Genomic DNA, 15385 nt, shown 5'->3' with positions numbered 1-15385 from the left:
TCTTGACAGTATGTGCCACTTTCTTACGCTTTTTCGACAACAGTATGGTGGCTGACAGAAGGCCGGATAAACAGTGCAGGAACCGCCAGCAACGCCATCACCCAAAACGTCCCCCCCAGCAAATGTTCAAACAGAAAACCGGACACCATCGTCATCACCGCGATACTCCCGCCCATCGCCAGAGCGGAATACACTGCTTGTAGCCGCAGAATGTCACCACCAGAACGCGCTGCGATAAAGCGCATAGCGGCCAGATGGCATACGGTGAACGTGCCACAGTGCAATATCTGTATCACAATCAGCCACGGCAGAGCCACCGTCGACCCCATTAGCCCCCAGCGCACCACGCCACACACGGACGAGAGCAGCAGAAGTTGTCTGGCGCTCCAGCGTCGAAACAGGCGCTGGCTAAAGGTAAAGATAGCAATCTCCGCGACCACGCCTAGCGACCAGAGATAGCCGATAATTGAGGCGGAATAGCCCGAATCCTGCCAATAAATGACGCTGAAACCATAGTAAGCCGCATGTGCGCCCTGTAGCAGAGATACGCACAGCAGGAAACGCCATACTGCGGGTTCAGTCAGCAAAGCTTTCCACGGCGTCACGCTAACCGACTGCGCTGTTGACGCTGCCGCTTGCGGCATCACGCTGGGGCGAAGCAGCATGCCTAAGAGCATGACAGCCAGCCCCGCGCTGAGGATTGCCAAAATCGCGGGGTGTCCCCAGATAGCGACCAGTTCGCCCGTCGCCGCAGAAGCGATGACAAACGCGATCGAGCCCCAGACCCGCACCTTGCCATAATCCATCACGATCTGCCGCTGCCAGGTCGCCGCTAACGCATCCGTCAACGGCACCAGCGGCGCGAAAAATAGGTTAAACCCGATCATCACGATCATCAGCCACAGCCAGGCATTGCCTAGCCAGAAACCGACGGCCAGCACCAGTGACAGCAACGCCAGACCACGTAATACCGTAATCAATCTGGACGGATCTTTGACGCTGGGTGTGATGACCAGACTGCCGACAAAGCGCGCTACCAGACCCGCTCCTAACAGCATACCTATCGACTCGGCAGATAACCCCTCGCCTTTCAGCCACCCGCCCCAAAATGGCAGGAAAACGCCATAGCAAAAAAAGTAGGTGAAATAGCTCAGCGCCAGCCAGCGCGTCGATTGTAAAACCATGATCTCTCCCTTTCGATGGCGAACACTCCCGTTCACCATCCTATGAACCGCCGCAAACGCGATATTTCTTTACTGGTTACTCTTTTTTGCCGATTACTCTGTCAGAGAGCATGCGACGGCGCAACGCGTTATTCACCATAAAACGCAAACGAGAGTACCGACCCGCTCAACAGGCATAAAAATTTCCGGGTGAAATTCTTAATGTTACGCCAGCTACCGTCCGTAAGGGGCGCGGCCAAAGATGGCACGCCATAAAAACGTAGGGAACGTTTTTCAACGTCGCTTGCGACGGCCCGTAAGGGTGGCGGCCAGGGATGGCCGCCATAAAAAACGCCAGCACACAGGCTGGCGTTGGGGAAGTGTTCCGACCGTGATGTCAGAGAAACTACCGAATTATGCGTAAACCGGGAAGCGGGCGCAGATATCCAGAACGTTCTGTTTCACGCGCTCGATGGTCGCTTCGTCGTTGATGTTATCCAACACATCACAGATCCAGCCAGCCAGTTCACGCACTTCCGCTTCTTTAAAGCCGCGACGGGTTGCCGCTGGCGTACCGATACGGATACCGGAAGTTACGAACGGGCTCTTCGGATCGTTAGGCACGCTATTTTTGTTCACAGTGATATTCGCACGACCCAGCGCAGCATCAGCCTCTTTGCCAGTCAGGTTTTTGCTAACCAGATCCAGCAGGAACAGGTGGTTGCTGGTTCCGCCAGAAACCACGTTGAAACCACGTGACAGGAAGACTTCAACCATCGCTTTGGCGTTTTTCGCGACCTGCTGCTGATACACCTTGAATTCAGGCTCCATCGCTTCTTTCAGCGCAACCGCTTTACCCGCGATAACGTGCATCAACGGGCCACCCTGACCACCCGGGAAAACCGCAGAGTTCAGTTTTTTGTACAGCTCTTCGTCGCCGCCTTTCGCCAGAATCAGGCCACCGCGTGGACCAGCCAGCGTTTTGTGCGTCGTCGTGGTCACGATGTGAGCATGAGGAACCGGGTTAGGGTAAACATCTGCGGCAATCAGACCAGCAACGTGCGCCATATCGACAAAGAGGTAAGCACCGATGCTGTCAGCGATTTCACGCATCTTAGCCCAGTCAACCACGCCAGAGTAGGCAGAGAAACCGCCGACGATCATTTTTGGCTTGTGCGTACGCGCCAGTTCCGCCATTTCGTCGTAGTCGATTTTGCCGCTTTCATCGATACCGTAAGGAATGACGTTATACAGTTTACCCGATAAGTTAACCGGAGAACCGTGCGTCAGGTGACCACCGTGCGCCAGGTTCATACCCAGAATGGTGTCACCCGGTTGCAGCAGCGCGGTGTAAACCGCAAAGTTAGCCTGAGAACCGGAGTGCGGCTGCACGTTGGCATAATCTGCACCGAACAGCGCTTTCGCACGATCGATAGCCAGTTGCTCAACCACGTCAACATACTCACAGCCGCCGTAGTAACGTTTGCCCGGATAACCTTCAGCATATTTGTTCGTCAGTTGAGACCCCTGAGCCTGCATAACGCGTGGGCTGGTGTAGTTTTCTGACGCAATCAGTTCAATGTGCTCTTCCTGACGCACCACTTCTTGCTCCATTGCTTGCCACAGGTCGGCATCATAATCGGCAATGTTCATTTCACGCTTTAACATCCGGATCTCCTGACTCAGCTAACATAAATATACTGGGAATTAATGGCCCATTTGGGAATTGGGCTACCCTTTTGAGGAATGTCGTATAGTGTAAACCGTTTTTCCCTAATGAAGATAGGTCTTGACAGAGGTTTTTACGCAAACGATTAGCTACAGGCAGCACAAGGCTTCCGCAAATATGAGCCGCGTGGTGGTAAACGGATTTTTCTTCATTCTCAACCTGCTATTCCTTCATGTTATTCCTTTTGGTTCCCGCCTAAAAACCTACCACTAAAAAGTAATTTACAGTGACGGGCAAACCCAAAGGCTGCTTTTGCAGCCTTTTTTCATCTTTAAGAGAATCACCTTCTCAGAAACACTTTATTGATCACAAATTTATGTGCTCATACACAAGCGTTCCGCTAAAAAAGAGATGGGTCACAAAAAATCACGCTTTATTAAAATAGCATTTCACTTTTAATGGGCATTTATTTCATCAAAAGGACCTGCGTTTAGGCATCACCCTTGAGCCGGCTTGGGTGCACAATAAAAACCCGATGTTTTCTTTAAAGGCCGTGACAAGAATGATAAAAAACAGCGACCCGCTTTGATAACGCTTGGATCATTAACGGTTTTCGATTAACCAACAAGGGATATGTCTGACCATGGCAAAACGTTTTTCAGAAAGTGTCGCTTTAGCTTTAATTCTTTCGGCACCTTTCACACTGCTACACGCTAAAACCTCCGCCGCTACACAGCAGAGCACCGTGCAGGACAGCGTTAAATTACTGTCAGGTGCAATGCTAGGTGAAAAAACCGGCTTATCGGGTAACGTCACCGTTCGGGATATTCATCTGCCTGCCACTATCATCATCAGAGATCAACAAGGCCAGAAGCGACAGACGAATACGGATGAGCAAGGAAAGTATCACCTTGATATTTCAGGCCTCACGCCGCCGTTACGCCTTTTAGCCATTGAGTCCGGCGGCAATAACTGCCTGTTGAATAATATTCCTCGTGCCATTTGCCTATCCGCTATCGCCCCTACATTGCATGACGGGAAAGAAAATATTGCCAATATCAACCCGCTGACTGACCGCATTACCTCCGATGTCGCGGTGGCGGCGGGTTACATCGGTCCACAGCAGCTAACGGACGACACGGCATCACCGAAATTGGACGCCGCAGCCTGGAAAAAAGCCTATGCGGATTTCCACTCAGGCTTCAATAACGCGTTAAAACAGGTGGGCATCAGCGCTCCTACACGCTTCGATCCCCTGACCTATCCTGCCGCTCAGCAGGAGGCAGTCACCAAAATCGTCAGCGTCATTAATCATAACCGTAATTATCACAACAATACGGGCTACTCAGGCCATACGGTGCTGACCGACAGCGCGTTCCACCCGATCGTCGGCCTGAACGATAAAGGCGACTATGAACCGCTGGATTATCGCTCTGCTCGCCAGAATCTGGACACGATTCAGAAAGCGCAAACCCGTATTTTCATCATCGGCGACTCGACTGCGGCAACCTATGAAAAGGGACGTTTCCCACGCATGGGATGGGGACAGGTTTTTGAACAACAGTTCAGTAAAAACAGCGGCGTAAAAGTCGTCAATGGCGCGCGTTCAGGCCGTAGCTCACGCGACTACTTCTACGAAGGCTGGTTCCGCCAGATGCAACCACTCATGAAGGAAGGCGATTTCCTGTTTATCCAAATGGGACATAACGATCAAAACTGCAATGGGGCAAAAGCGGTACGTGGCCCTGCTGATGTTGCTAACCTCTGTACTTACCCAAACGATGCCGCAGGGAAAAAACAGGTACCGCAGGGCAAAGCCGATATGTCATTCCAGACATCTCTGGAGCGCTACATCACCTTCGCCCGCCAGCACAAACTCACACCGGTTTTGCTTACCCCGACCACGCGAGTGAAAACGGCTGAGGGCAAAGAGGGCACACCAGCCGTACGCAGCCATTTCACCAGACAAAATGCAGATAACGGTTATGCGTTCATCGGCGATTACAGCCAGACCATCAAGGATACAGCAGCAGATAACAAGGTAATTTTACTGGACGTGGAACCTGACACTATCGCACTGGCGAATCAGGGCAATAGCGACCACTGGAAACAGTACTGGCTGGTGGTCGATCCCAAAAAATACCCTTTTTATCGCAATCAGGCTGGCAGTTTAAGCAAACCGGATACCACCCATTTTCAGAAAAAAGGGGCTATCGCCGTGGCTGGGATTATCGCTGATGCCATCCGACAGGAACCCGCATTAGCAGCGCTGGCGGAAAAAATGGCCAGCAAACACAAGTAGTCATCAGTTAGACAAAACGATAAGACAGAACCGCGCGCGGCATATTTCACGCCACGCGTTACCTCCCTTGACCTTACCGATTACAGGATGCTGGACATGATAAAAGCCTCAAACCTCTGCAAGACGCTGGCCCTAGCCATGTTAATTTCCTCCCCGTGGTCGTTAGCACAGGCAGCCGACTACAATGCGCTGGTTTCCAGCAACGCTGGGGATGCCAACGCCTATAAAACCATTACTGAAGCCATCGCCAGCGCCCCGGCAGACAGCTCACCCTTTGTTATCTATGTGAAAAATGGCGTATACCACGAACGCCTGACCATTACGCGCCCTAACATTCATCTACAAGGCGAAAGCCGTGACGGCACCGTGATCGCGGCAAACACCGCCGCCGGTACGCTCAAACCCGATGGCAGCAAATGGGGCACCTATGGCAGTAACACGGTGAAAGTCGATGCCCCCGATTTCAGCGCCCGTTCGCTGACCATCCGCAATGATTTCGATTACCCCGCCAATCAGGCCAAAGCCAACGACGATCCGACAAAATTAAAAGACTCGCAGGCCGTTGCGCTACTGGTTGCCGAAAATAGCGATCGTGCGTGGTTCCATGATGTCAGTCTGGTAGGGTATCAAGACACGTTATATGTAAAAGGCGGGCGCAGCTTCTTCTCGCAATGCCGGATCAGCGGCACCGTTGATTTCATCTTTGGCAACGGCACTGCACTGTTTGACGATTGTGACATCGTCGCACGTAATCGCACTGACGTGAAAGAGCAGCCGATCGGCTATCTCACTGCCCCCAGCACCGACATTAAGCAAAAATATGGACTGGTCATTATCAATAGCCGGGTGATTAAAGAAAAAGACGTCCCGGTGAAAAGCTATGGTCTGGGTCGCCCCTGGCATCCAACTACTACTTTTGAGGATGGTCGTTATGCCGATCCTAACGCGATCGGCCAAACGGTATTCCTGAACACCAGCATGGGCGACCACATCTATGGCTGGGACAAAATGTCCGGCAAAGATAAACAAGGCGAGAAAATCTGGTTCCACCCGCAGGACTCACGCTTTTTCGAGTATAAATCCAGCGGTAAAGGAGCAGAGAAAAACGATCAGCGCCGTCAGTTAAGCGATGCGGAAGCAGCGGAATACACCGCAGACAAGGTCTTGGCAGGCTGGGTTCCCACCGCGCCTAAAGGGAAGTAGAAGTTAGAGTAGAAGTCAATGTGACGAAGCCAGCCTCATCAGGCTGGCTTCTAAAACGAAACAACGCGAGGCGAGACGATTAAATCGCTTCTTCGTCCTCTTCACCAGTACGAATACGGACAACACGTGCCACGTCAAAGACAAAGATTTTACCGTCACCGATTTTACCTGTCTGCGCAGTCTGTGTGATGGTTTCCACGCAGGTATCGACGATATCATCCTCCACAACAATTTCGATTTTTACTTTTGGCAGAAAATCGACCATGTATTCTGCACCACGATACAGCTCAGTGTGGCCTTTCTGACGACCAAAACCTTTCACTTCCGTTACCGTCATCCCTGTGATGCCCACTTCAGCTAACGCTTCACGCACATCGTCCAGTTTGAACGGCTTAATAATCGCATCAATTTTCTTCATGGAGGAACCTTTGTGTTATCTATGTAGCGGCCAAAGCCGAGCATCAGCAAATAAGCAGCATGTCAGAACTCAGGCGGACAATCTATTCCGTCATACTCCAGATTGCTGGTGCGTTGTTCAAAACGCTCACGTTTTGTCACGCAACGCGACTAATGTAGATTAACCCACCCCGCATACGCTGCGAGCGTACTGACAGTGCTTTCAGCACTAGTCTTTAAAATCGTTGGCATCCAGCTCGTGGCGGCCCAACAGTTTATAAAATTCCGTTCGATTACGCCCAGCCATTCGCGCAGCCTGCGTCACATTACCTTTTGCGATCTGTAATAATTTTCGCAGATAGTTGAGTTCAAACTGATGGCGCGCTTCAACAAACGTTGGCAGCACCGTGTTTTCCCCTTCCAGCGCCTGTTCCACCAACGCGTCGCTGATGACTGGCGCGCTAGTCAGCGCCACACACTGTTCAATGACATTCACCAGTTGACGCACGTTACCCGGCCAGCTTGCCGTCATCAAGCGCTTCATCGCATCGGTTGAAAAGGTGCGCACAAAAGGCTTGTGGCGATTGGCGGATTCACGCAGCAGATGATTTGCCAGCAGCGGGATATCTTCAGCACGTTCATGCAGCGCTGGCAACTTCATATTCACCACGTTGAGCCGATAATACAGATCTTCGCGGAATTCGTTTTTCGCCATCGCCTTCGGCAAGTCACGGTGCGTGGCGGAAATAATCCGCACGTCAATATCCAGATCGCGGTTGCTCCCCAGCGGGCGAACTTTTCGCTCCTGTAAAACGCGCAGTAGCTTAACCTGTAGGGACAGCGGCATATCGCCGATTTCATCTAAAAACAGTGTACCGCCTTCCGCAGCCTGAAAAAGCCCCTCACGGCTGCTGACCGCACCGGTAAAAGCGCCTTTTGCATGTCCAAACAGTTCAGATTCCAGCAGCGGTTCCGGCAGCGCGCCGCAGTTAATCGCAATAAAGGCTTTCTTCGCGCGCGGACTTGCCGCATGAATGGCCTGAGCCAGTACCTCTTTCCCGGTTCCGCTCTGGCCATTAATCAGCACGCTGACGTCCGACTGTGCAACCATTCTGGCCTGTTCCAGCAGGCGCAACATAATCGGGCTGCGTGTCACGATAGTTTCACGCCAGCTCTCATCGCCTGCTGGCGCGGACAATGCCAGCGCTTCATCGATCGCTTTGTAGAGCGCATCACGATCAACGGGCTTCGTCAGGAAGCTGAAAACCCCCTGCTGTGTGGCGGCCACGGCATCGGGAATCGAACCATGAGCGGTTAAAATGATCACCGGCATTCCCGGCTGATAGCGCTGAATTTCGGAAAACAGCGCCATGCCATCCATCTCGTCCATACGGAGATCGCTGATCACCAAATCGAACGTCTCGCGCGTCAACAGTCGCAGCGCATCCTGGCCGCTCTCCGCCGTTATCACGCTAAATCCTTCGCTGGTCAGGCGCATACCCAATAGCTTCAACAGGCTGGGGTCATCATCCACGAGCAATAAACTTGCCGTTTTTCGGGCTGTCATTGTCTTGTTGACTCCTTCTTCGTCGTCGGTTTGTCCGTATGCGATTCCATCGGCGGCGTATAGGTGTCATCCGCATCCACTGGCTCATTTCTGGATTTCGTTGCCGAATTACGCGAACCGTCTCGATTCACACCTGCACCGTCACGGCGATCGATATCGTTATCCGGCATTTCCCCCGACAATTGCTTACGCGACGACAGCTGACGTTCAATATCCGTCAGATTTTCCAGTTTCTGCGTGGTCGTTTCTAACTGGTATTGCAGGTGATTTTGCTGAACACGTAGGGCGTCTAACTGCTTGTCGCTGGATTCCTGTAAACACTTATAGCGCAGGCGTTCATCCGACAGCGCCAGAAACAACGTTTGTCTGTCACGCCAGGTTTGCATCAGCGGACGCAGCGCCGCAGGGAAAGCCAGACGGTATACATTGATCTGTTCCAGCATTTGACGTCGTTCCGCCTGAGTAATACCGGCATTATCGAGTAGAATGCCCTGCTTAAATACGCTATCCCAGCTATCCCCCGCGACCTGGTCAGCTTCCTCACGGGCCTGGAATTGCGTTAAACGTCCGGCACAGTCCATCGCCCGCAGCCAGTAAAGCGCGTTATTCATGGATTCACGATCGTCCATCTGCCATAGGTGCTCGCATTGCGCGATACGGAAATCGGCAACCTGCTCTTTCGGCGGCATCGCTTCTGTTTCCAGCAGTGCCGTGCCATTGTTTATATGGCTATTACACGCAGCCAAAACGAGCGGCGACGACACCATCGCCGTCTTCAAAAGACGGGAAAAAACGTTATTCGCAAGCCATCCCTTTATAAACCATGCATTCATTATCTATTCATTCTCGGACGTTATTCATTATCGGAAAGCAAGGGCAGCTCGATGCGGAAACACACATCAGCATAGTCCACAGTAATCAGGCTAAGCTCACCACGCATACGACGAATGCAATCACGCGCGATGCTTAGTCCCAACCCGCTTCCTTTAACCGCGCCACGGCGCTGATGGCTTCCCTGATAAAAAGGCTCAAAAATCATTCCCCGCTCTGCATCGGGGATTGGCGTACCATTGTTGGCAACATCAATTTGAACGCGATTGCCAACCTGACGGCTATAAATCCAAATGTTACCGGATTCCTTACCGTAGTGCACCGCATTGGAATAGAGATTATCAATCACGCGCATCAGCAGTGTCGTTTCCGCCCAGCAGTGCTCAACGGCCAGCGTGACATCAGTATGAATCATTTTTGCGCGGGCTGGCAGACTGTGGGACGACACGACAATATCGACAATCTCTTCAATTTCAACCTGTTCCAGTTCAGTCGGCGTATCCGCCAGCTTACGGTTATAATCCAGCAGTTGATCGATCAACTGTAACAAATGGCGGCTGCTGCTATCGAGGATAGCGACAACCTCTTTCTGGTCGGCTGTCAGTGGGCCAACCACCTCATCGGCCAGCAGTTCGGTGCCTTCCCGCAGGCTCGCCAGCGGCGTTTTGAGTTCATGGGAAATATGGCGTAAGAATTCATGTCGCTGCGACTCCAGCCAGGACAGACGCTCACTCAGCCAGATAATGCGCTGCGCCAGCGTCCGAATCTCACGCGGGCCTTTGAACGTGCTGGTGTTGCCCAACGAACGCCCTTCCCCGAGGCGATTAATCATTCGTTCTACGCCATTAACCGGGCCGATAATCATCCGCGTAAAGAGTACCACCAACAGCACGCTGACCAGAAATAAGAGCAACGCCTGCCAGCCAAAGAACTGGCCGCGTTCGGAAATAGCCCGTTGGAGCTGTTGCCCGCGGGAGAACACGACGTCACGCGTTACCTGCACCATTTGTCCGTTAGCGCGAGAAAACCCTTCCAACAGGCTGGATGCAATTTGTTCCGGGCCACTGTTATGGCAGCGTATTTCGCTGAGTTGAGTAAGAAGCTGACGCAGCGTCTGGTAATAGCGGGGATCGGGCAGCACCTGCGCGTGGGAGTCCAGCATTTGCGAATACTGTTTACGCTGGTTCTGATAGAGCGCCGCTAGCGTTTGATCATCCAATACGCAGTACTGCCGGTAACTACGCTCCATCGCCAGCGCCACGCTGGTCATCGTCTCACTGCGGCGGGCATCCGCCAGCGTTGTCCGGTTGATATCGGCAGCCTGTTCGCTCAGCATGTTCAGGCTTTGGTAAGCCTGGTAGGCCAGCACCAACAGCGGCAGCAACACCAATAAGAACGCCATAATAACTAATTGCCGCAGGGAACACGGGAATAAACGCCATCGTTTCAAAGAAATCATCTCGTTACCTATCGAATCCGCATTGATGCTAACCGAGTCTTATAAAAGTTCAACGTTTTCCCTTGTAACACGCGCGACGCTTCGCAATACGGCGTGAATGACAATATAACGTCGTAAAAAGTAACGCCGTAAAAAGCAATCAAGGGGATTCTCAGGAGGATGGGTGACGGGGAGTCAAACGTCACGCGGCCAGAAGAATCGCTCCCTCTGGCCGCGTAATTGAATAGGCGGTGCCTCACTCAACGTGTCGCCCGATGCTTGATAACGTTCGTTTTCACGCCCTGTTATCGGTCTGGTGGACGATAGGCACCCTTTCTTTTGGCATCATTCCAGATGTTATGAGCGAAAATATTTGCCAGTCAGCAACGCAATCATAACCAGTTGAATGAGCAACGTGAGTTATATAGCACTTATCATGCCAAGCATTGACGATAAAAAATAAAACCATGATTATAAATGATTTTTAATTTAACTCTCGCCCAAAAACCCATTATCCAGGGTAACAATAACGAAAGTGTGTGGCAAAAAGGCGATTTATGTCGCTAAAAACAGACAGCTTTATAATATAGTCATGCATCTTATATAAATCAAACAGTTAAATGTCACCAATTAGAGACAGAAAAAACCAACCCGTCGCGAAAAAACGACAAATGGAGAAAACGGGACGTGAAAAAGGGGCCGAAGCCCCTTCACTATCAGACATTCACTCAGCCAAGCTGTCTGCGTGCATTGCGGAACATACGCATCCACGGACCATCTTCTCCCCACTCTTCTGGGTGCCAAGAGTTGCTGACAGTGCGGAACACACGCTCAGGGTGAGGCATCATGACGGTTGCACGGCCGCTGGAGCTGGTTATCGCCGTAATACCGTTTGGTGAGCCATTCGGGTTAGCCGGATAGTTCTCAGTGACCTGCCCGTAGTGGTTGATGTAACGCAGCGCTACCAGGCCGCGTTCTTCAATCACCGCTAAATGCGCATCGTCGCGAACTTCAACCTGTCCTTCACCGTGTGAAACAGCAATCGGCATGCGCGAGCCTGCCATATCGTTCATGAACAGCGATGGGCTTTTCTCCACTTTGACCAGACTGAAGCGCGCTTCAAAACGGTCAGATTTATTGCGGACAAAACGCGGCCAGAGATCGGCCCCTGGAATCAGCTCACGCAGATTGGACATCATCTGGCAGCCGTTACATACGCCCAGAGCCAGCGTCTGCGGACGCAGGAAGAATTCAGCGAATTCATCACGCACGCGGGAGTTGAACAGAATAGATTTAGCCCAGCCTTCACCTGCGCCCAGCACATCACCGTAAGAGAAGCCACCGCAGGCAACCAGCGCCTGGAAATCCTGCAAGTTACGGCGATTCGCCAACAGGTCGCTCATATGGATATCGATCGCATCAAAACCAGCACGGTGGAACGCTGCCGCCATTTCTACATGAGAGTTCACGCCCTGCTCGCGCAGGACGGCCACTTTAGGCCGGGCATTCTTAGCGATATAAGGTGCAGCAATATCTTCCTGCGGATCGAAGGTCAACGACACGTTAAGACCGGGATCGTTATCATCCTGTCTGGCAATATGTTCCTGATCGGCACACTGCGGGTTATCACGCAGACGCTGCATCTGCCAGCTAGTTTCAGCCCACCAGCGTCGCAGCGTCGAACGACTTTCCTGATAGATCGCTTCTGCACCCTGATTGATGGTGAAACGCTTTCCTTTTTCAGCCTCACCGAGGTAATGCACACAATCGGCCAGACCATGCAGCGCCAGAACGGCCTCCACTTCGGCACGACGTGCGGCTGGAATCTGAATGACGGCCCCCAGCTCTTCGTTAAACAATGTCGCCAGCGTATCTTCGCCTTGAGACGCAATATCGACGGTAATGCCGCAATGCCCTGCAAACGCCATCTCTGCCAACGTAACAAGCAGGCCGCCATCTGAACGGTCGTGGTAAGCCAAAAGTGCGTTGTCCGCAACCAATTGTTGCATGGCATTAAAGAAGCCCGCCAACTGCTCTGGGCTATGAACATCAGCCGTCTTACGACCGAGTTGACGATAAACCTGTGCCAGTGCCGTCGCGCCCAGTGCCTTATTGCCAGCCCCCAGATCGATCAGCAGCAGCGCATTATCCTGCCCGATACGCAGCTGTGGCGTGACCGTATTACGCACGTCTTCCACGCGCGCAAACGCTGAGATCACCAGTGACATCGGCGAGGTAACCGTGCGATCTTCGCCACCTTCCTGCCAGCGGGTTTTCATCGACATGGAATCTTTACCGACCGGGATCGTTAGACCCAGTGCCGGGCACAGTTCCTCGCCCACGGCTTTCACCGCGTCGTACAGTCCGGCATCTTCGCCCGGATGTCCTGCGGCCGCCATCCAGTTCGCAGACAGCTTCACGCGGGTAAGCGGACCGATATGCGTGGCGGCAATGTTCGTCAACGCTTCACCTACGGCCAAACGCGCGGATGCCGCGAAGTTACGCAGCGCAACTGGTGCACGTTCCCCGATAGACATCGCCTCACCGTAATAGCTGTCCAGGCTGGCGGTAGTCACGGCACAGTCAGCTACTGGCACCTGCCACGGGCCAACCATCTGATCGCGTGCCACCATACCGCTAACAGAGCGGTCGCCAATGGTAATCAGGAAGGTTTTTTCTGCTACCACAGGCAAGTGCAGCACGCGTTCGACCGCTTCAGCCAGATAGATGTCATCACGCTGTAGTGGCGTACCTTCAACCTGCTTGCGCTCAACGTCACGCAACATCTTTGGCGTTTTACCCAGCAGCACATCCAGCGGTAAATCGATAGGTTTGTTGTTGAAATGACGATCGTTCATCGTCAGATGCAATTCTTCCGTCGCCTCACCAATCACCGCATAAGGTGCACGCTCTCGACGACAAATTTCATCAAACTGTGCCAGTTGCTCTGGCGCAACAGCCAGAACGTAGCGCTCCTGCGATTCATTACACCAGACTTCCAGCGGGCTCATGCCCAGCTCGTCGTTCAGAATATCGCGCAGTTCAAAGCGACCACCGCGGCCACCGTCACTTACCAGCTCCGGCATTGCGTTGGACAAGCCGCCTGCACCGACATCGTGAATGAACAGGATCGGGTTGGCTTCCCCCAACTGCCAGCAGCGGTCGATCACTTCCTGACAGCGACGCTCCATTTCCGGGTTATCGCGCTGTACCGAAGCAAAATCCAGATCCGCATCAGACTGACCTGATGCCATAGAAGATGCCGCACCGCCGCCCAGACCGATATTCATGGACGGTCCGCCCAGTACAATCAGCTTGGCGCCAACGCTGATTTCACCTTTCTTAACGTGATCGGCGCGGATGTTACCAATGCCGCCCGCTAGCATGATCGGTTTATGATAGCCACGCAGCTCTGCGCCATTGTGGCTATCAACGCGCTCTTCATAGGTACGGAAATAGCCCGTCAGTGCAGGACGACCAAATTCGTTGTTAAATGCCGCGCCGCCCAATGGGCCTTCAGTCATGATATCCAACGCGCTGACAATACGTTCTGGCTTGCCGAACTCTTCCTCTTCCCACGGCTGGATAAAGCCGGGAATACGCAGGTTCGAGACGGAAAAGCCCACCAGACCCGCTTTCGGCTTGGAGCCACGGCCTGTAGCGCCTTCATCGCGGATTTCACCGCCAGAGCCCGTTGCAGCACCCGGCCACGGCGAAATTGCGGTTGGGTGGTTATGCGTTTCAACTTTCATCAGGATATGTGCATCTTCCTGATGGTAAGTATATTGCCCGTTAGTACCCGTGTAGAAACGACCGACGGCGGAACCTTCCATGACAGCGGCGTTATCTTTATAGGCAGAGAGAACGTGATCGGGCGTGTGTTCAAACGTGTTTTTGATCATTTTGAACAGTGACTTTGGCTGAGCGACACCGTCGATCACCCAATCAGCATTAAAGATCTTGTGGCGACAGTGTTCAGAGTTCGCCTGTGCGAACATATACAGCTCGATATCGTTAGGATTGCGCCCCAGTTTGGCGAAGGCTTCCAGCAGATAATCAATTTCATCTTCCGCCAATGCCAGTCCCAGACGGACGTTAGCCTCTTCCAGCGCCTGACGCCCTTGCAGCAGAATTTCGATGCGTTTGAAAGGTGCAGGCTGATGATGAGAGAACAGCGCTTCGGCCTGTTTCAGGTCGCTAAATACGCTTTCCATCATCCGGTCATGCAGCAATGCCCCCAGTTGCTGCCATTGTTCATCGCTCAGCGTAGGCGCATGAATATAGAAAGCCAGACCGCGTTCCAGACGCAGTACCTTGCTTAATCCACAGTTATGGGCGATATCCGTTGCTTTGGAAGACCACGGCGAAATGGTGCCGGGACGCGGCGTGACCAATAATAAATGACCTTGCGGCTCATGCTCCGCGAGAGAAGGACCATACTTCAGCAAACGTGTCAGTTTGGCCTGTTCATCGGTGTTCAGCGGGGCGCTGACATCGGCGAAATGTACGTATTCAGCATAGATATCGCTGACCGGCAAAACGTGCTCTTTGCAGCGGACCAGCAATTTATTAATACGAAAAGCCGATAAAGCAGGTGAACCACGCAGTATTTCCATAATCTAAAATTCTCTCGTCTTCGATGCACTGGCTGCGATACAGCCATTGGGCACAACAGGGGGGAAACGCGCACATTATAGAGAATCCTTCCCCCGGACGAAACCGTTTGCGTGGCGATAATTTCATATCCTATCCGGAGAATGATTAATCGGTGACCAAATCAATAAAAGTTGCACACTGGCGGTTTGTTAAGCAAAAT

At 52.5% G+C, this 15385-nt stretch carries 9 protein-coding genes; 2 read left to right on the top strand and 7 right to left on the bottom strand.

The features are described 5' to 3' along the window. Positions 1-23: 23 nt before the first annotated feature. Positions 24-1184, bottom strand: coding sequence for a 3-phenylpropionate MFS transporter (locus ACKQAD_RS17475; protein WP_409161292.1), 1161 nt, complete (start codon positions 1182-1184; stop codon positions 24-26). Positions 1185-1577: 393 nt separating this feature from the next. Continuing rightward, positions 1578-2831 (bottom strand): serine hydroxymethyltransferase, encoded by a 1254-nt coding sequence (gene glyA, locus ACKQAD_RS17470; RefSeq protein WP_409161291.1) that lies wholly within the window; start codon positions 2829-2831, stop codon positions 1578-1580. Positions 2832-3475: 644 nt separating this feature from the next. Between glyA and paeY the strand changes: the two genes are divergently transcribed. Together paeY and pemA are read left to right on the top strand one after the other, a co-directional pair. Beyond that, positions 3476-5134, top strand: a complete 1659-nt coding sequence (paeY, locus tag ACKQAD_RS17465; RefSeq protein ID WP_409161290.1) for a pectin acetylesterase PaeY — start codon at positions 3476-3478, stop codon at positions 5132-5134. Between the two features lie 96 nt (positions 5135-5230). After that, entirely contained in the window at positions 5231-6337 is a 1107-nt protein-coding gene (pemA, locus tag ACKQAD_RS17460) for a pectinesterase PemA (protein WP_409161289.1), read from the top strand. Positions 6338-6416: 79 nt separating this feature from the next. On the opposite strand, the gene glnB is transcribed toward pemA, so the two are convergent. The 5 genes from glnB to purL all read right to left on the bottom strand — a co-directional run bounded on the left by glnB (position 6417) and on the right by purL (position 15185). After that, entirely contained in the window at positions 6417-6755 is a 339-nt protein-coding gene (glnB, locus tag ACKQAD_RS17455; RefSeq protein ID WP_409161288.1) for a nitrogen regulatory protein P-II, read from the bottom strand. A 207-nt stretch (positions 6756-6962) separates the two neighbouring features. Continuing rightward, complete coding sequence (gene glrR / locus ACKQAD_RS17450; protein WP_409161287.1) at positions 6963-8300, bottom strand: two-component system response regulator GlrR; 1338 nt, start codon at positions 8298-8300, stop codon at positions 6963-6965. Next, complete coding sequence (gene qseG / locus ACKQAD_RS17445) at positions 8297-9133, bottom strand: two-component system QseEF-associated lipoprotein QseG (RefSeq protein ID WP_409161286.1); 837 nt, start codon at positions 9131-9133, stop codon at positions 8297-8299. Before qseG ends, glrR begins: the two co-directional genes overlap by 4 nt. 20 nt (positions 9134-9153) lie before the next feature. Next, complete coding sequence (locus ACKQAD_RS17440) at positions 9154-10590, bottom strand: sensor histidine kinase (protein WP_409161285.1); 1437 nt, start codon at positions 10588-10590, stop codon at positions 9154-9156. 707 nt (positions 10591-11297) lie between these two features. Continuing rightward, complete coding sequence (gene purL / locus ACKQAD_RS17435) at positions 11298-15185, bottom strand: phosphoribosylformylglycinamidine synthase (protein ID WP_409161284.1); 3888 nt, start codon at positions 15183-15185, stop codon at positions 11298-11300. Between the last annotated feature and the right edge of the window lie 200 nt (positions 15186-15385).

The sequence above is a fragment of the Pectobacterium artocarpous genome, assembly GCF_046159765.1.
In the GTDB taxonomy this organism is placed as follows: domain Bacteria; phylum Pseudomonadota; class Gammaproteobacteria; order Enterobacterales; family Enterobacteriaceae; genus Pectobacterium.
This window is presented reverse-complemented; position numbering and strand designations above follow the sequence as displayed.